Source organism: Mesorhizobium sp. LHD-90 (assembly GCF_030929505.1).
Lineage (GTDB): Bacteria > Pseudomonadota > Alphaproteobacteria > Rhizobiales > Rhizobiaceae > Kumtagia.
Window position 1 is genome coordinate 126,361 of record NZ_JAVFVV010000010.1, and the last position, 17,630, is coordinate 143,990.

The window sequence follows — 17,630 nt, forward strand, 5'->3', positions numbered from 1 at the left end:
CTCAGCGGCTCGCCGGGCTGCGGCCGTATAGCAGCAACATGCCAATGATTACAATGCCATAGATCACTTGCCGGCCTGCCTCCGGCATCTGCATGACCGACAGGATCGATTGCAGCAGCGTGATCAAAATGACGCCGGCGATGGTGCCGAGATAGGAGCCGCGGCCGCCCAGGATCGAGGTGCCGCCGAGCACCACCGCCGCGATCGACGGCAGCAGGTAGGTGTCGCCCATCGACTGCGCCGCCTTGGAGGCGTAGCCGGCGAGCAGCACCCCGCCGAAGGCGCTGAGCGCGCCGGAAATAGCGAATGCGATCAAGACGATGCGCCTGGTGTCGACGCCTGACAGGTAGGCGGCGCGCTCGCGGTTGCCGATGGCATAGACGGCGCGGCCGAAGGTGGTTCTGGTGAGCAGGAACACCGCGCCGGCGCCGATGATTGCCCAGATGATGACGGCGTTCGGCACGCCGGGGATCAGTTCGCCGGTGGCGATGATCCGCATCGCCGCCGTGGCGGAATCCTGTGGCGAGAACCCGCCCGTGTAGACCACCATCAGCCCCTGCGCGACCGCATTGGTGGCTAGCGTGATGATCATCGACGGGATGCGCAGATAGGCGACGCCGACACCGTTCACCAGGCCGATCAGCATGCCGCAAAAGATGCCGAAGGGGATGGCGAGCGCCTCGCCGACGGGGCCGAAGGCGGCAGCCGCGCAGGCCATCATGCCACCCATTGCCACGCACCACGGCACCGAAAGATCGATTTGTCCCAACAGGATAACGATCATCATGCCGGTGGCGATGACACCCAGGAAAGAGGCGACCTTGAGCTGCTGGAGCAGGTAATCGGGCGACAGGAAGTTCGGCTCGTTCAGGCTGCCGAAGATCAGCAGCAGCACGATGCAGGCAAAGGCGGTGGCGACCGCCGGGTCGACGCGGCGGAAAAGCTTCGGAAAGCGCAGCATGGCCGGCCTGGTCATCTCGCTCATTGGAACCACTCCAGCCGGTTGCGCACCCTGAACAGCGCGAAGGCGCCGAGGCTGACGGCCACCAGCAGCACCACGCCCTGGAAAAGCGGCTGCCACAGCGGGTCGAAGTCGAAGACGAACAACAGGTCGCCGATGGTGCGGAAGGCGAGCGCGCCGAAGATCGCGCCGATGGCGCTGCCCTTGCCGCCGAACAGCGACACGCCGCCCAGCACGACGGCGGCAATGGAGAATAGCGTGTAGGCGTTGCCGCTGGCGAGCGCAGCCTCGCCCGTATAGGTGAAGAAGGTGAGAAACAGCCCGCCGATCGAGGCGAGCAGGCCGGCGAGTGTGTAGGCGAGGAATTTCGCCTTGCCGATCGGAACGCCGGACATGTAGGCCGCCGCCTCGGACGAACCCGACGCATAGGCGGTGCGCCCGAGCAGCGAGCGGCTGAACGGCACCCAGATCACCAGCACGACCACGGCGAGCGCCACGAGGCTGGATGGGATGAAACCGAACAACCTTCCCGTCAATGCGTCGGCCAGATCCTCGTTGACCGAGCCGCCGGGATAGGGCCGCAGCATCAGCGCCAGGCCGAAATAGATTGAGCCGGTGGCGATCGTCGCGACGATCGGCTGCAACCGGCCGACGATGACGATCAGCCCATTGAGCGCCCCGCACAGGAGCCCGACACCGAGCACCACGACGACGCCGAAGGCGGTTTCCAGCGGCGTTCCGACCACCAGCCAGGAGGCGAGGCAGTTGGTGAGGATGAAGATCATGCCGACGGAAAGGTCGATGCCGGCGGTGATCACCACCAGTGTCTGCGCCATCGCCACGAAGGCGAGCAGCACGGCCTTGTTGGCGGCGGTCTGGCTGACATTGGAGACGGCGGTCGCGGTAAAGCCGTTGCCCTCGATGGCGGGGTGATTGACCAGATAGATGAAGAACATCAGCGCAAAAATGCCGATGGCCAGCAGCGTGCTGCGCTGCTCGGCGATGAGATAGCGCCATTCCTTCACGCCGCCTCTCCCTTGCTCGTGGGACCGTCGATGTTGAGCGCACTGGCGATCAGCGCATGTTCGGTGATGCCGTCGCCTTCGAGCGTACGCACCACACGTCCGTCATAAAGCACCAGCACGCGGTCGCAGCAGCCGATCAGTTCGTCATAGTCGGTGGAATAGAACAGGATCGACGCGCCGGCGTCGGCGAGGCGGCGCAGCAGCTGGTAGAGTTCCTGCTTGGTGCCGACGTCGATGCCGCGCGTCGGATCGTTGAGCAGGATGATGCGGGGCTGGCGCATCAGCCATTTGGCGATCACCACCTTCTGCTGGTTGCCGCCCGACAGCGCCCCGACCGGAATGTCGACCCCGGCGGTCTTGATGGCGAGCAGTTTCACCATCTCGTCGATCAGCCGGTTTTCCTCGGCATGGTCGATGATGCCGGCGCGCGAGATGCGGTCAAGCACGGCGAAGGACAGGTTTTCGCGCACCGTCATCGGCAGCATCAGTCCCTCGGTCTTGCGATCCTCGGGGATGAGCGCCATGCCGACGCCGCGCTTGCGCGCTGCCGCCGGGCTGGAAATCGATACGGGCTTGCCGTCGACCAGCACCTCGCCGGTGCAGCCGCGCAGCACGCCGAACAGCGCCAGCAGCAATTCGCGCTGGCCCTGGCCGTCGAGCCCGCCCAGCCCCACCACCTCGCCGCGCCCGACGGTGAGCGAGATGTCGCGCAGCCGGCCCGTCCAGCCGAGTTTTTTGAGTTCGAGCGGCGGCGTCTCGGCAGTTGCGGCGCGCGCAGGCTTCGGCGGGAAGACGTTGCTGTATTCTCGGCCGATCATCATCTCGATGACTTCGGTGTCGGTCCTGGTGCCGGCCTGGTAGGTGGCAACTTTGCGGCCGTTGCGGAACACGGTGCATTCGTCGGCGAGTTCGGCGATCTCATGCATGCGGTGCGAGATGTAGAGCAACGCCAGCCCCTCGGCGCGCAGCCGCTTTAGCACGGAAAAAACCTTTGTCACGTCAGTCGCGGTGAGCGCCGATGTCGCCTCGTCGAGGATCAGAATGCGCGGGTTGCGCGCCAGCGCCTTGGCGATCTCGACCATCTGGCGGCGCGACAGCGGCAGGTCTTTCACCAGCGTACGCGGATGGATGTCGGAGGCGCCGGCCCGCGCCAGGGCTTCCTCGGCGATGCGCCGCTGGGCGCGGCGGTCGATCAGGCCGAAGCGGCGCGGCGGGTCGGAAATGGCGATGTTGTCGGCGACGCTGAGATCGGGGATCAGCGACAGTTCCTGGAAGATGCAGGCGATACCGGCGGCGTTGGCGTCGGCGGGCGAGGAGAAGCGCACCTCGCGCCCGTCCATCAGCATGCGCCCCTCGTCCGGTGCGACGACGCCGGCCATGACCTTGATCAGCGTCGATTTTCCGGCGCCGTTCTCGCCGAGGATGGCATGGATGCGGCCGGCCGTGACCGGCAGGTCGGCGTTCTCCAGCGCCCGCACGCCGCCATAACGTTTTGAAATGCCTTCCATGCGGAAGAGCAGTCCGGTCCTGCCTTCAGACTCGGCTTCCATATGCGCCCCGATGTTCCAGCCGGAAAGAACGCCGCGGGAAATCTCCCGCGGCGTGACCGCTCCGAAAAGCTTACTGGTTTTCCTTCGACTGCCCCATGATCTCCTGCGCGGTGAAATTGATGCCGCAGGTGGGGAAGGCGTTGCCGACGAAGAAGTTATCGGACTGGTCGGGATAAAAATCCTGGCCTTCCTTGAAGTTCGGATCCTCGACGATCGCCAGCGGCAGTTTTACCGACTGCGGCACCACTTCGCCTTCCAGCGCGGTGATCGCCGTCTTGATGGCGACGGCGACCTGTGCCGGGCCGGTGCCGGCCGACGAGCACTTCAGCCCCTCGCCCGCAAATTTCGCGCAGAACTTGCGGAAACCGTTTTCGGTCTCGCCGCCGAACGGCACGAAGGCGTGCTTGGCGTCGATCATCGCCTGCACGACGCCGGTATCGCCGCCCTGTGCGGTGATGCCGTCGAATTTCTTGTGCACAGCGATGGCGTCCGCAGTTGCCTTCTGGGCGGTCGGATCGTCCCACTTGCCGAGCACCTCGACCACCTCCCACTTCTTGCCGGTGGCGGCGAACGTCTCGTGGATGCCGTTGTGGCGGTCGGTGTCGACCGAGGTGCCGGCGACGCCGCGCACTTCGAGGATCTTTCCGCCTTCCGGCAGGTGTTTGGCCAGCCAGTTGGCCCACAGCACGCCAAGGCCCTTCTGGTCGACATTGACGTTGATGGCGTCCTCGGTGTCGAGAATGTTGTCGAAGGCCACCAGCACGACGCCGGCATCCTTGGCGCGTTTGATCACCGGCGCGAAGGCGGTCGGGTTCTGCGCGTTGACGACGATGGCGTCATAGCCGGAATCGATGAAATTGTTGATCGCGGAAATCTGCGCCGGCACGTCCTCGCCGGTCGACACGACCTTGAATTCCTTGAGTTTTGCGGCGACGTCCGGTTGTGCCGCATAGGCCTTGGCGGTCTGGATCATCTGGATGCGCCAGGTGTTGGCGATGTAGCCGTTGGCCAGAGCGATGCGATAGGGCCCTTCCTTCTTCGGGAACTTGAAGAATTTGGTCTCGGCCGCCCATGGCACGAAGCATCCCGCGTCGGCGGCGGGGCCGGAAACGACCTCCGGCTCGGCGAACGCTGTGGTCGAGGCAAGTGTAAGCGCAGTGGCGGCAATGATGCCGCCGACGATTGACTTGATCATGGTAGTCCTCCCAAGATTCTTGTGAAACAGCGGCGACGGAAAACGCCTGCGTGCCACGCGTTCCGCAGACCCGAATGCCTTGCCGCACACGCGTCGCCTGCTTGCGTCGGGGTCGTCGACGATTCCATGGTCGGACGCCGGCTTACCGTTCCTCCCGAAGCCAGCATCGATGAAGATGTTAGCGCTACCAAAAGCCCCTGTAAAGCGGCTTCTTGAGCATGCCCGTCTCACCGCGGCCCGGCAGTGCTTTCGCGTATCTTGAGTTCGAAGCCGAGATCGAGCACGGCCGGCCCGATGTTGTTTCCACTCAGCTTTTCGAGCGCCATGGTGACGGCGCGCCGGCCGATCTCGTAGCGGTGGGTGCGGATCGTGGTGATCGACGGAAACGCCACATGCATCATCTCGAGATCGTTGAAACCGCAAATGCCGAGTTGTCGCGGCACGTCGATGGCCGCCCGGTGGCATTCGAACAGAGCGCCGAGCGCCAGATCGTCATTGTTGCAGAAGATGGCGTCGAGCGTCGGCATGCGCGCCATCGCCTCCCGCAGCAACTCGCAGCCGAGCGACACGCTGGAAGGCAGCGGCGTGGTGGTGACCAGGCGCGGATCGTAGAGGCCGGCGGCCTCCACCGCCGCCCGGTATCCGGCAAGACGCCGCTGCGAGCGCGGGTCCATGCGCGCGCCGATGAAGCCAACCTTGCTATAACCCCGGTCGATCATGTGCTGGGTGGCGGCGCGGCCGCCCTCGAAATGCGAGAACCCGAGCATCATGTCGACGGGATCGTCGCCGATCTCCATGATCTGCACGACCGGGCAGCCGGCGCCTTCCAGGAGTTTTCGCGCGCCCGGGGTCTGGTCGAGCCCGGAGACGATCAGCGCCGCCGGCCGCTGGCCCAAAAAGACCTGCAACAGCCGCTCCTCCTCCAGGCCGGAATAATGGGTATTGCCCATCTGGATCTGGAAACTGCGGTCGCCCACGCCGTCGTAGATGCCGCGCACCACGTCGGCGAAGACGTTGTTGGTGAGCGACGGCACCAGCACGCCGATGACGTCGGCGCGCGCCGAGGCGAGCGCCCGCGCATTGGGATCCGGCACATAGCCGAGCGACTCGACCGCCGCCTCGATCTGACGGCGCAGCTCGTCGGAAACGCGGCCGGGCTCGCGCAGCGCGCGCGAGACGCTGATGGCGCTGACGCCGGCAAGCTTCGCGACGTCGGCGATGGTCGGGCGTCCGCCGCTCCGGCGCGACCGGCTCCTCATCGAGATTGTTCCTCCTCAGGCCGCGCGCCGGGCAGGCGGACGGTTAGCGCTAACATAGCATGTGCGAAGGGGTTGTGCACGCACAGGCCGGGCTGCTGCTTCGAGAATTGCCGGGCTGGCGGCGCGGCCGCCGATGGGTTAGAAGCCGCGCTACAAACCTTCTCGCGGCGAGGCCGCTGCTTTCCAATCCCCTATCGACCGCGTCTGATGCCTGTATTTCCCCGTTTTGCCCTGGCCTTCGTCGTTGTCTTGCTGGCAGCGCTGGCATCCGGCTGCGCCGGCCGGGCGCCCGCCACAAAGCCGACCGGCAATGTGCTCATCCCGCAAGGTGACTTGGCAGCCGACGAAAAACCCGAACCGCTGCCGCCCGGTATGAAACCGCTGACGGTCGAGCAGGAAGAAATGATCGCGCAATGACATCCGGCACGGCCCTCTATCTCGGCATCGACACCGGCGGCACCTATACCGACGCCGTGCTCTGGTCGGAGGCGACGGGCGTCGCCGCCAAGGCCAAGGCGCTGACCACCCGCCATGACCTCGCCGTCGGCATTTCCGGCGCGGTCGACGCCGTGCTGGAAAAATCCGGGACCGATCCCAAGGCGATCAAGCTCGTCTCCATGTCGACGACGCTCGCCACCAACGCGCTGGTCGAGGGACAGGGCGGGCGCGTCGCGCTGGTGATGATCGGTTTTGCGCCGCAAGACCTGGCGCGCGACGGGTTGGAGAAGGCGCTCGGCGGCGACCCGGTGATCATTTGCGACGGCGGCCATGATGTGCATGGCAACGCCCGCACACTCGACCTGACACCGCTCGAAGCGGCGTTGCCGGCGCTGGCCGGCTCGGTATCCGGCTTCGCCGTCTGTGCCTATTTCGCGACTCGCAACCCGGCCCATGAGATTCTCGCGCGCGACCTGATCCGCGAGCGGACCGGCCTGCCGGTGACCGCCAGCCATGAACTGTCGGCAAAACTCGGCGGGCCGCGCCGGGCGCTGACGACGCTGCTCAATGCGCGGCTGATCTCGATGATCGACCGGCTGGTCGCCGCGACCGAGGGCTTTCTGGAGGCGCGCGGCATCGCCGCGCCGCTGATGGTGGTGCGCGGCGACGGCGCGCTGGTGTCGGCGGCATTCGCGCGCCAGCGGCCGATCGAGACGATTCTTTCGGGGCCGGCGGCGAGCCTCGTCGGCGCGCGCCACATGACCGGGCTGGACAATGCCGTCATCTCCGACATCGGCGGCACCACCACCGATGTGGCGGTGCTCGACCGTGGCCGGCCGCGGCTTGACCCCGAGGGCGCCACTGTCGGCGGTTTTCGCACCATGGTCGAGGCTGTCGCCATGCGCACCTTCGGCCTCGGCGGCGACTCGGAGGTGCGCCTGGAAGAGGGCGCGCTCACCCCAAGAATCCTGCTCGGACCGCGCCGCCTCGTACCGCTGGCGCTGGCCGGACAGGCGCATGGCGAGGCCGTGACAACACATCTGGAGCGGCAGTTGCGCGCGCCCAATCCCGGCCGCATGGACGGCCGGTTCGCCATGCGTACCGGCGTGCCGGAGCGGCTGGCGGCCGGCCTGACGGCGCCGGAGCAGAAGCTTTTCGACGCGGTCGGTTCCGTTCCGCTGCCGCTCGACCAATTGCTGAACTCGACGGCGCAGACGGCAACGCTGAACCGGCTGGTGTCGCGCGGGCTGGTGCATGTCTGCGGCTTCACGCCGTCCGACGCTGCGCACACGCTGGGCCGGCAGGCGAACTGGGATGCGGTAGCCGCGCGTCTTGGTGCCGAACTTTTCGCCCGCCGCCGCGATGGACGCGGCCAGCCGATCGCCGAGACGCCGGAGGCGTTTTCGGAGCGCGTGCTGGCGGGTGTGACGCGGCTTTCCGCCGAAGTCATCCTGGAGACGGCCTTCGCCGAGGACGGGCTGGACGGCGCGGCTACGGTGGCGCATGCGCTGGTGCAGCGCGCGGTGGGCGGACAGGAAGGCATCGCCCGGTTTACGGTGGCGCTCGACCGGCCGGTGATCGGTCTCGGGGCCTCCGCGCCGCTGCACTATGCCGGCCTGCCGGTGCTGGTCGGCAACCGCTGCGTGGTGCCGGAAGACACCGACGTCGCCAATGCGCTGGGCGCCGTGGTCGGCCAGGTTCGCGTTTCTGCCGAAGCGCTGGTCAGCCAGCCCAAGGAGGGGCTGTTCCGCCTGTCGGCAGGCGACATTCTGCGAGACTTCACCGAGGAGGGAGCCGCCGTCGCCAGCGCCGAGGCAAAGGTGCGCGAACTGGCGGAGGAACGCGCCCGCGCTGCCGGCACAGACATGGCGGAAGTGGCGGTGTCGCGCGACGTGCGCACGTCCACCATAGAGGGCCAGCGCATGTTCATCGAAGCGCGCATCGTCGCCGTGGCGACGGGCAGGCCGCGCATCGCGGCTTGACGTGTCGCCACGCGATCGGGAACGTTGGCCTGCACGCCTCCTCCTCTAAATCCCTTGGCGAATTGACCCGCCGGTTGCGGCGTGTCAAAGCGCCAAAACCCGAGACGATACGGACTGCGAGGACTTTGAGATGACGGAATGGACGTCCGTTGCCGGACTGCGTGTCGACCGCATTCTGCATGATTTCGTGGTCGCCGAGGCGCTGCCGGGCACCGGCGTCGAGGCAGGCGCGTTCTGGGACGGATTTTCCGCGCTGGTCCATGATCTCGCGCCGAAAAACCGGGCGCTGCTGGCGCGCCGTCACGAACTCCAGCACAAGATCGACGCCTGGCATCGCGACAACGGCGCGCCGGCAGACCTCGCCGCCTATCGCGCCTTCCTGACCGGGATCGGTTATCTCCTGCCGGAGGGACCGGATTTCAGCATTGCGACCGAAAACGTCGATTCGGAGATCGCTACTATCGCCGGGCCGCAGCTCGTCGTGCCGGTGATGAATGCGCGCTATGCGCTCAACGCCGCCAACGCCCGCTGGGGCTCACTCTACGACGCGCTCTACGGCACCGACGCGATCCCAGAGACGGATGGCGCCGAGAAGGGCAAGGGGTACAATCCCAAGCGCGGGGCCAAGGTCGTCGCCTGGGCGCGGAAATTCCTCGATGACAGCGTGCCGCTCACCGGCGCGAGCTGGAGCGACGCCAAGGCGTTCCGGGTCGCCGGCGACAAGCTCGCCGTGGCGCTGCTCGACGGCGGCACGACCGGACTGAAGAATGCGGAAAAATTCGCCGGTTATCTCGGCGAACCGGGCGCGCCCGGCCAATTCCTGCTTAAAAACAACGGCCTGCTGATAGAAGTGCTGGTCGACGCGACCTCGCCGATCGGCAAGGACGACCCGGCGCATATTTCCGACGTCTGGGTCGAGTCGGCGATCAGCACCATCATGGATGGCGAGGACTCGGTCGCCGCCGTCGATGCCGAGGACAAGGTCCTAGTCTACCGCAACTGGCTCGGCCTGATGAAGGGAGATCTTGCGGAAGAGGTGACCAAGGGCGGCAAGGCCTTCACCCGCAAGCTCAATCCGGACCTCGACTATACCGCACCCGACGGCTCGACCTTCTTGGTAAGATGCCGCTCGCTGATGCTGGTGCGCAATGTCGGCCACCTGATGACCAATCCGGCGATCCTGCTTTCCGACGGCAGCGAGGTCCCGGAAGGCATGATGGATGCGGCCGTCACCGCGCTCGCCGCCCTGCACGACATCGGTCAAAACGGTCGGCGCGCCAATTCGCGTTTCGGCTCGATGTATGTCGTGAAGCCCAAGATGCATGGGCCGGAGGAAGTCGCCTTCGCCGTCGAGATCTTTTCGCGGGTCGAAAAGCTGCTTGGCATGGCCGAAAACACCATCAAGATGGGGATCATGGACGAGGAGCGGCGCACCACCGTCAACCTCAAGGAGGCGATCCGCGCTGCGAAGGAGCGCGTCGTGTTCATCAACACAGGCTTCCTCGACCGCACCGGCGACGAGATCCACACGTCCATGGAAGCCGGGCCGATGATCCGCAAGGGCGACATGAAGCAGGCTGCTTGGATTTCCGCCTACGAGAACCGGAACGTCGACATCGGCCTTGCCTGCGGGCTGTCGGGACGCGCCCAGATCGGCAAGGGCATGTGGGCGATGCCGGACAAGATGGCAGCGATGCTGGAGCAGAAAATAGCGCACCCCCAAGCCGGCGCAAATACTGCCTGGGTGCCGTCGCCGACCGCGGCCACGCTGCATGCGACGCACTACCACAAGGTCGATGTGCACGCCGTGCAGGGGCGCCTCAAGAGCCGGCCGCAGGCCAGCTTGGACGATATTCTCTCCATTCCGGTGGCGGCTCGCCCGAACTGGACGCCCGAGGAAATCCAGCACGAACTGGACAACAATGCCCAGGGCATTTTGGGCTACGTCGTGCGCTGGATCGACCAGGGCGTGGGGTGCTCGAAAGTTCCCGACATCAACGATGTCGGGCTGATGGAGGACCGAGCGACGCTGCGCATTTCCTCGCAGCACATCGCCAACTGGCTGCATCACGGCGTCTGCACGCGGACGCAGGTGATGGAGACGATGAAACGCATGGCCGGCGTGGTCGACCGCCAGAACGCGCACGATCCGCTCTACCGGCCGATGGCGCCGCGGTACGACGAGTCCATCGCCTTCCTCGCCGCCTGCGACCTGGTGTTCAAGGGCATCGAACAGCCGAACGGCTATACCGAGCCGGTGCTGCATGCGCGAAGGCTGGAGTTGAAGGCGAAGGATCGGCAGGGGTGAAGGCTGCGCCATTTACCCTCCCCCTTGAGGGGAGAGACGCGGAGAAAACCGAGCGGAACGCGAGGTTTTTGACGCGGGGTGGGGTCGGTGACGAGGCGCTCCGACCTGAAGCGACCCCACCCCGGCTCGCTCACTTCGCTTCGCTCCGATGGCTTGCCGACCCTCCCCTCGAGGGGGAGGGTAACGGCGTGCCATGATCCTCCTCGCCATAGACTGCTCGGCCAGCCTGTGCGCCGCCTGCGTCTTTGACGCCCGCGAAGGTCGCGAACTCGGGCGCTCGGTGCTGGACCTCGGCAAAGGCCATGCCGAGCGCCTGATCGCGGTGATAGACGCTGCGCTGGCGCAAGCCGGGAAAACCTATGCCGATCTCCAGGCGATCGCCGTCTCCATCGGCCCGGGCTCCTTCACCGGCATCCGCGTCGCCGTGTCGGCGGCGCGCGGTCTGGCGCTGGCGCTGAACGTTCCGGCGATCGGCGTCGGCACGCTGGAGGCGATTGCCGCCGAGGCGCGCGGCGCTCTTAGTGCTCGCAAGGTCATGAGCGTGCTGGGAAACGCGGCCGATGCGGAAGCATCGGTGCAGACGGCCGTTTACGATGAATTCGGACACGAGTTGTATGCTCCCTCGATCATGCGTGCGGGGGAAGCTGCAAATCTGGCGAGGGACAGTGGTGCGGTGCTTGCCGGCGGCGGCGCCGAGGCCGTCGCAGCCGTTTCCGCATTTCCGCTGATGGTCGCGTCGACAAGCGCCACGGCCGACATCGCCGTCTACGCCCGGCTCGCGGCGGCAAAAGGGCCGGCCGGCACAAAGCCGTCGCCGCTTTATCTGCGCGAGCCCGATGCGAAACCGCAGGCCGGTTTCATCCTGCCGAGACGGAGCGGCTGATGCGTTTTCCATTCCTGCCGCCGCGCCAGCGTGAATTCGTCGTCGAGCAATTGACCACCGCCGATGCCGAGGCGGTGGCCGCGATCCATCGCGAGGATTTTTCGCGGCCATGGAGCGGCGGCGAGTTCGCCGGACTGCTGGCGCAGGATACGAGTTTCGGTTTTGTGGCGCGCGAGGTCGGGCACGGTGCGGAAGCGCCGGTCGGCTTCGTGCTGGCGCGGCTGGCCGCCGGTGAAGGCGAGATATTGACTGTCGCCGTGGCGCGCTCGCATCGGCGTCTCGGCCTTGGCTGGCAACTGATGGACGCCGTCTTGCGCGAATTGCACGCGCGCCGCGCGGAAGCCCTGTTCCTGGAGGTCGACGAGGCCAACGGCGGTGCCATAGGCCTCTATCGGCGGCTGGGCTTCATCCAGGTCGGGCGGCGCGAAAAATACTATGCCGGCGAAAAGGGCAGCGCCGCCGGCGCGCTTGTCATGCGGCGCGATCTTCGTTAAGCCTTTTCCCGCCAGATCGGGCGCAATTCTTTCGTATTCTGGTCTCGTCGGAAATTTTGGCTCCTGCCGCAAATCCCTCGTGTTCAAGGCCGAAGCCATCATTCCCGTCGACATCGAATATGACGGCAACGTTCACTTTCGTCGGGTTTTCTGCTTCGCGGTCGGTTTGACCATGGCTCCGGCCAGGCCTTTGCATCTTCCGCGTCGCCGTTTTCCCGGCTTCGGTTTTCCAATTGCGTCCGATCTGGTCCCTAGAGCAGTTTGCACTCAGGTTGACTCATTCTGTTTCTCGTTTGGCGAGGCGATCCACAAGGAAGGTCGCGAAGGTCGATGTGGTTCATCGGCCGAGCGGCCTGACGAAGTGGGCGCCCGCCAAACGGAAACCCGAAGGGCCGGGCCGGTTTGGGTCAAATCCGTCGGGCTTCGTCTTGTCCGGGCCGCCAGCCCGGCCTGCGACAAAGCCCTCGACCTTGGCCCAAACCATCGCCGGCAGAATGGGTCAACCTGAATGCAAACTGCTCTAGTTTCCGGCCGGCCTGGTTGTTCCCGAAGTGACGGCGCGTCGATGATCGCAACGGTCCGGTCGATCCTTGCGCTGACCGTCGTTGCGGGCGCAACGGTCGTGTTGGCGCCCTGGCAGGTTTTCAGCCTCAAGACGGGGCTCGGGCAGGGCCGGCGGGTGCCGCTGCTGTGGCACAGGCTCGCCACCCGCATGCTCGGCATTCGGATCAGGACTTTCGGCACGATTGCCCAGGGGCGCCCGCTGCTGATCGCGTCGAACCATGTGTCCTGGCTGGACATCACGGTGCTCGGTGCGGTGGCGGAAGTCTCGTTTATCGCAAAATCGGAAATGTCCAACTGGCCGGTCTTCGGCTGGCTGGCCAAGATGCAGCGCTCGGTCTTCGTCGAGCGCGAGCGCCGCCGCAAGTCCGGCGACCAGGCCGGGGAGATCGCCGGCCGCCTCGCCGATGGTGATGTCATGGTGCTGTTCGCGGAAGGCACGACCGGTGACGGCAACATGCTGCTGCCGTTCAAGACGACGCTGTTCGGGGCTGCCTCGATGATGCTGTCGGAAAGCCACCACGACGAGATGTGGATCCAGCCGGTGGCGATAGCATACACCCGGCTGCAGGGCCTGCCGATGGGCCGCCAGTATCGCGGCATCGCCGCCTGGATCGGCGACGAGGACCTTGTCCCGCATCTGCGGCAGGTCCTGCGCGAAGGGGCGATCGACGTCGAGGTGCATTTCGGCGAGCCTGTCGTCTTCACCGCCAAAAGCAACCGCAAGGCGATCGCCCGCCTCGCCGAGGCACGCGTGCGCGACCTGCTTGGGGCGGCGCTCGCCAATCCCGCGCCGCATTCTTGAATGCCGTACGTTCGCTTCCCGTCTGTCCTTTGTCACGAAAAGGCGCTAGAAGCCCGGCAATGGAGCATATCGAGATCGACCGCGCGGCCGAACCGGTGATCGGGCCCGGCACGCAACCGCAGGGCGGCAAGAAGGTCTTCGTCAAGACCTATGGCTGCCAGATGAATGTCTACGATTCCCAGCGCATGACCGATGCGCTGGGAGTCGATGGCTATTCCGCGACCGAGCGGATGGAAGAAGCCGACCTCGTGCTGCTCAACACCTGCCACATCCGCGAGAAGGCGGCCGAAAAGGTCTATTCCGAACTCGGCCGCATTCGCGAGGTCAAGCGCGAGCGGGAAAAGGCCGGCGGCGAGATGATGATCGGCGTCGCCGGTTGCGTCGCCCAGGCGGAGGGGCGCGAGATTCTTCGCCGTGCGCCGGTGGTCGACCTGGTGATCGGCCCGCAGACCTATCATCGACTGCCCGACGCTCTAAGGAAGGCACGCTCGGGCGAGAAGGTGGTCGAAACCGAATACGCCGTCGAGGACAAGTTCGAGCACCTGCCGCAGCCGCGCCGTACCGAGATCGCCAGGCGCGGCGTGACCGCTTTCCTGTCGGTGCAGGAAGGCTGCGACAAGTTCTGCACCTTCTGCGTGGTGCCCTATACGCGCGGTTCGGAGGTCTCGCGGCCGGTTTCGCAGATATTGGCCGAGGCCGAAAAGCTGGCTGGGGCGGGCGTGCGCGAGATCACGCTGCTCGGCCAGAACGTCAACGCCTGGCATGGTGAGGGACTGGATGGCGCGGAATGGGGGCTTGGCCGCCTGCTCTTCCGATTGGCCGAGATATCCGGCGTGGCGCGGCTGCGCTACACGACCAGCCATCCGCGCGACATGGATGACGAGCTGATCGCCGCGCATCGCGATCTGGCCGAGCTGATGCCCTATCTGCATCTGCCTGTGCAATCTGGCTCGGACCGCATTCTGAAGGCCATGAACCGCCGCCACAAGGCCGCCGACTACCTTGCGCTGATCGAGCGCATCCGCGCCGTGCAGCCCGATATCGCCATGTCGGGCGACTTCATCGTAGGCTTCCCCGGCGAGACCGATGCGGATTTCGAGGCCACGCTGGACCTCGTCCGGCAGGTCCGCTACGCTCAGGCGTTTTCGTTCAAATATTCGCCGCGCCCCGGCACGCCGGGTGCCGACATGAAGGGCCATCTGCCGGAGCAGGTGAAGGACGAGCGGCTGCAGCAGTTGCAGGCGCTGCTTGCAGAACACCAGCATGATTTCACGCAAAGCCGCGTCGGCATGCGCTTCGACGTGCTCATCGAAAAACCCGGCCGGCGGCCCGGCCAGCGGGCCGGAAGGTCGCCGTGGCTGCAGCCGGTCATTGTTGATGAAACCGCCGGCGAAATCGGCGACATTGTTCCGGTGCGAATCGCACGGGTGGAAGGCACTACCCTGTTTGCCGAGACGGCTTAGCTTTTCGAGAAGGAGAGACGTTTGGTCGCCAATGCGGATCTGAAGCAGGCCCCCTCCGGGGCGTCGGATATGGCGCACATCGTCCTGACCTTCGACAACAACAAGCTTGCCAGCGCGCTTTACGGCCAGTTCGACGAGAACCTCGCCCGGCTGGAGCAGAAGCTCGGCGTCGACATCCGCTCGCGCGGCAACCAGGTGGCGATAAAGGGCAACGCGGGGGCGGCCGAGCAGGCGCAGCGGGCGCTGGATCATCTCTACGGCATCCTGCAGAAAGGTGCCAACATCGCCCAGTCGGATGTCGATGGCGCGATCCGCATGGCGATTGCAGCGGACGATCAGTTGACGCTGCCGACGCTGGAGCGCAAGGGCAAGATGGCGGCCGCGCAGATCGCCACACGCAAGCGCACCATCTATGCGCGCTCGCTCAACCAGGACGCCTATATGCGCGCCCTGGAGCGCTCCGAACTGGTGTTCGGCATCGGCCCGGCGGGCACTGGAAAAACCTATCTGGCGGTGGCGCATGCGGCAATGCTGCTGGAGCGCGGCATGGTAGAGCGCATCATCCTGTCGCGGCCGGCGGTGGAGGCGGGTGAGCGCCTCGGCTTCCTGCCGGGCGACATGAAGGAGAAGGTCGATCCGTATCTGCGGCCGCTCTACGACGCGCTCTACGACATGATGCCGGCCGACAAGGTCGAACGGGCGCTGACTGCCGGCGTCATCGAGATCGCGCCGCTGGCCTTCATGCGCGGCCGCACGCTGGCCCATTCCGCCGTCATCCTCGACGAGGCCCAAAACACCACGCCTATGCAGATGAAGATGTTCCTGACGCGTCTCGGCGAGAATTCGCGCATGATCGTCACCGGGGACCCGACGCAGATCGACCTGCCGCCGCAGACGAAATCCGGGCTGGTCGAGGCGCTGCGCATATTGGACGGCGTCTCAGGAGCCGTGATCGTCCGGTTTGGCGACGTCGACATCGTGCGCCATCCGCTCGTCGCCGAGATCGTCCGCGCCTACGACCGCGACGCGAAACTCTCGCGCGGCCTGGGCGCGGGCGAGAACTGAGCCGAACGCGATAGCTCTATGCCAAGGACTGCCAAGAACAAGCGGACGGAAGTCGCCGTGACCATCGACATTTCCGTCGAGGCTGGTGATTGGCCGTCCGAGGAAGCGCTGGGCACGCTTGCGGCTCATGCGGTTGAGGCGGCGGTCGCCGAGGCCCTCGGCCGGGCTGCCCAGCCGGTGGAACTCAGCCTGCTGTTCACCGACGACGCTCATATCCGCGTGCTCAACGCCGAATGGCGAGGCAAGGACAAGCCCACCAACGTGCTCTCCTTCCCGGCTTTCCCGACAAAGATCGGCGCGCCGCTGCCGCCGATGTTGGGCGACATCGTGCTGGCGTTCGAGACGGTGAAAAGCGAGGCCGAACTGGAAGGAAAGCCCTTCGAGCACCATATCAGCCATCTCATGGTCCATGGCCTGCTGCATCTGATCGGCCACGACCATGAGACGGACGTGGAAGCAGAGGTGATGGAAGCGCTGGAGCGCCGCGCGCTGGCAAGGCTTGCCATTCCCGATCCTTACGCGTAACAGCAAGTGTCCAACGACCGGAACGAGATGAACGACACCCCCGAGACTGCCGCCGGCCCCGATACGGGCAGCGTCAGGAAGACTGCGGACCAGGCCGACGAAGGTCCCAGTCCGAGTACCGCCGCGACGGCGGCCCCCGAACGCTCATCCTTCATCGACTGGCTGGCGACGCTGTTCAGGCAACGCAACGGCAGCAGCCTGCGCGAGAACCTGACCGACGCGCTGGCCGAGAGCGACACCGGCGCCGAGGCTTTCTCGCCGGCCGAGCGCGCCATGCTCAACAACATATTGCGCCTGCGCGAGGTGCGCGTCGAGGACGTGATGGTGCCGCGCGCCGACATCGAGGCCGTCGAGATATCGACGACGCTCGGTGACCTGCTGAACGTTTTCGAACAGTCCGGCCACTCGCGCATGCCGGTTTATGCGGGCACGCTCGACGATCCGCGCGGCATGGTCCACATCCGCGATGTGCTGGCTCACATCACCCGTGCCGGTCGTGTCAAAAAGGGCCGCACGCCGCGAAAACCGCCGGCCGCTGCGTCGCCGCTCGATCTGGCCAATGTCGATCTCATGCGCTCGATCGGCGAACTCGCCCTGATCCGCACCGTGCTGTTCGTGCCTCCCTCCATGCTCGCCTCCGACCTGATGGCGCGCATGCAGGCTTCGCGCACCCAGATGGCGCTGGTCATCGACGAATATGGCGGAACCGACGGACTGGCCTCGCTGGAGGACATTGTCGAGATGGTCGTCGGCGATATCGAGGACGAACACGACGAGGAAGAGCCGCTGATCACCCAGGCAGGCGAAGGCGTCTATATCGTCGACGCCAAGGCCGAGATCGACGACGTCGCCAAGATGATCGGAGGGGATTTCTCGCCCGGCGAGCATGCCGACTATGTCGACACGATCGGCGGACTGATCTTCAACGCGCTCGGCCGCGTGCCGGCCCGCGGCGAGGTCGTGCAGGCCATTCCCGGTTTCGAGTTCCACGTGCTCGATGCCGACCCGCGGCGGGTCAAGCGCGTGCGCATCGTCGAGACCAAAGCCGAGCGCAAGCGCCGCGTCCCCAGGCCGGAAACGACCGAACAGGCGGAATGAGCCGCCAGCGTCCGCTGC

Annotated in this window: 16 protein-coding genes; 11 read left to right on the forward strand and 5 right to left on the reverse strand. The window is 65.9% G+C overall.

Annotated elements, in window-relative coordinates:
- Position 1 precedes the first annotated feature (1 nt).
- From RB623_RS15870 to RB623_RS15890, 5 genes are all read right to left on the reverse strand, one after another.
- Positions 2–985: an ABC transporter permease gene (locus RB623_RS15870; RefSeq protein WP_308057863.1), complete on the reverse strand. Its 984-nt coding sequence runs from the start codon at positions 983–985 to the stop codon at positions 2–4.
- Complete coding sequence (locus RB623_RS15875) at positions 982–1,986, reverse strand: ABC transporter permease (RefSeq protein ID WP_308057864.1); 1,005 nt, start codon at positions 1,984–1,986, stop codon at positions 982–984. The genes RB623_RS15870 and RB623_RS15875 overlap by 4 nt, the downstream gene beginning before the upstream one ends.
- On the reverse strand, positions 1,983–3,536 hold the full coding sequence (locus RB623_RS15880) for a sugar ABC transporter ATP-binding protein (RefSeq protein WP_308057865.1): 1,554 nt from the start codon (positions 3,534–3,536) through the stop codon (positions 1,983–1,985). The genes RB623_RS15875 and RB623_RS15880 overlap by 4 nt, the downstream gene beginning before the upstream one ends.
- 70 nt (positions 3,537–3,606) lie before the next feature.
- Positions 3,607–4,731 carry a sugar ABC transporter substrate-binding protein gene (locus tag RB623_RS15885; RefSeq protein ID WP_308057866.1) on the reverse strand — a complete coding sequence of 375 codons (1,125 nt, stop codon included), beginning with the start codon at positions 4,729–4,731 and terminating at the stop codon, positions 3,607–3,609.
- A gap of 227 nt (positions 4,732–4,958) precedes the next feature.
- Positions 4,959–5,990 carry a LacI family DNA-binding transcriptional regulator gene (locus RB623_RS15890; protein WP_308057867.1) on the reverse strand — a complete coding sequence of 344 codons (1,032 nt, stop codon included), beginning with the start codon at positions 5,988–5,990 and terminating at the stop codon, positions 4,959–4,961.
- A gap of 207 nt (positions 5,991–6,197) precedes the next feature.
- Here RB623_RS15890 and RB623_RS15895 point away from each other — a divergent pair, with 207 nt between their 5' ends.
- The 11 genes from RB623_RS15895 (at position 6,198) to RB623_RS15945 (ending at position 17,612) form a co-directional block, all read left to right on the forward strand.
- On the forward strand, positions 6,198–6,407 hold the full coding sequence (locus RB623_RS15895) for a hypothetical protein (RefSeq protein ID WP_308057868.1): 210 nt from the start codon (positions 6,198–6,200) through the stop codon (positions 6,405–6,407).
- Positions 6,404–8,410 carry a hydantoinase/oxoprolinase family protein gene (locus tag RB623_RS15900; RefSeq protein ID WP_308057869.1) on the forward strand — a complete coding sequence of 669 codons (2,007 nt, stop codon included), beginning with the start codon at positions 6,404–6,406 and terminating at the stop codon, positions 8,408–8,410. The genes RB623_RS15895 and RB623_RS15900 overlap by 4 nt, the downstream gene beginning before the upstream one ends.
- A 130-nt stretch (positions 8,411–8,540) precedes the next feature.
- Positions 8,541–10,718 (forward strand): malate synthase G, encoded by a 2,178-nt coding sequence (locus RB623_RS15905; protein ID WP_308057870.1) that lies wholly within the window; start codon positions 8,541–8,543, stop codon positions 10,716–10,718.
- A gap of 193 nt (positions 10,719–10,911) precedes the next feature.
- Positions 10,912–11,601, forward strand: a complete 690-nt coding sequence (gene tsaB, locus RB623_RS15910; protein WP_308057871.1) for a tRNA (adenosine(37)-N6)-threonylcarbamoyltransferase complex dimerization subunit type 1 TsaB — start codon at positions 10,912–10,914, stop codon at positions 11,599–11,601.
- On the forward strand, positions 11,601–12,095 hold the full coding sequence (locus RB623_RS15915; RefSeq protein ID WP_308057872.1) for an N-acetyltransferase: 495 nt from the start codon (positions 11,601–11,603) through the stop codon (positions 12,093–12,095). Before tsaB ends, RB623_RS15915 begins: the two co-directional genes overlap by 1 nt.
- On the forward strand, positions 12,037–12,603 hold the full coding sequence (locus tag RB623_RS15920) for a hypothetical protein (protein ID WP_308057873.1): 567 nt from the start codon (positions 12,037–12,039) through the stop codon (positions 12,601–12,603). Before RB623_RS15915 ends, RB623_RS15920 begins: the two co-directional genes overlap by 59 nt.
- A 57-nt stretch (positions 12,604–12,660) precedes the next feature.
- Entirely contained in the window at positions 12,661–13,461 is an 801-nt protein-coding gene (locus tag RB623_RS15925) for a lysophospholipid acyltransferase family protein (protein WP_308057874.1), read from the forward strand.
- A gap of 59 nt (positions 13,462–13,520) precedes the next feature.
- Positions 13,521–14,924, forward strand: a complete 1,404-nt coding sequence (gene miaB, locus RB623_RS15930) for a tRNA (N6-isopentenyl adenosine(37)-C2)-methylthiotransferase MiaB (RefSeq protein WP_308057875.1) — start codon at positions 13,521–13,523, stop codon at positions 14,922–14,924.
- Positions 14,925–14,993: 69 nt separating this feature from the next.
- Positions 14,994–15,989 carry a PhoH family protein gene (locus tag RB623_RS15935; RefSeq protein ID WP_308057876.1) on the forward strand — a complete coding sequence of 332 codons (996 nt, stop codon included), beginning with the start codon at positions 14,994–14,996 and terminating at the stop codon, positions 15,987–15,989.
- A gap of 18 nt (positions 15,990–16,007) precedes the next feature.
- Positions 16,008–16,514 carry an rRNA maturation RNase YbeY gene (gene ybeY, locus RB623_RS15940; RefSeq protein WP_308057877.1) on the forward strand — a complete coding sequence of 169 codons (507 nt, stop codon included), beginning with the start codon at positions 16,008–16,010 and terminating at the stop codon, positions 16,512–16,514.
- Positions 16,515–16,541: 27 nt separating this feature from the next.
- The gene (locus RB623_RS15945; RefSeq protein WP_308057878.1) at positions 16,542–17,612 is read left to right on the forward strand and encodes a hemolysin family protein; all 1,071 of its coding nucleotides are present in this window, start codon (positions 16,542–16,544) and stop codon (positions 17,610–17,612) included.
- The last annotated feature ends 18 nt before the right edge of the window (positions 17,613–17,630 follow it).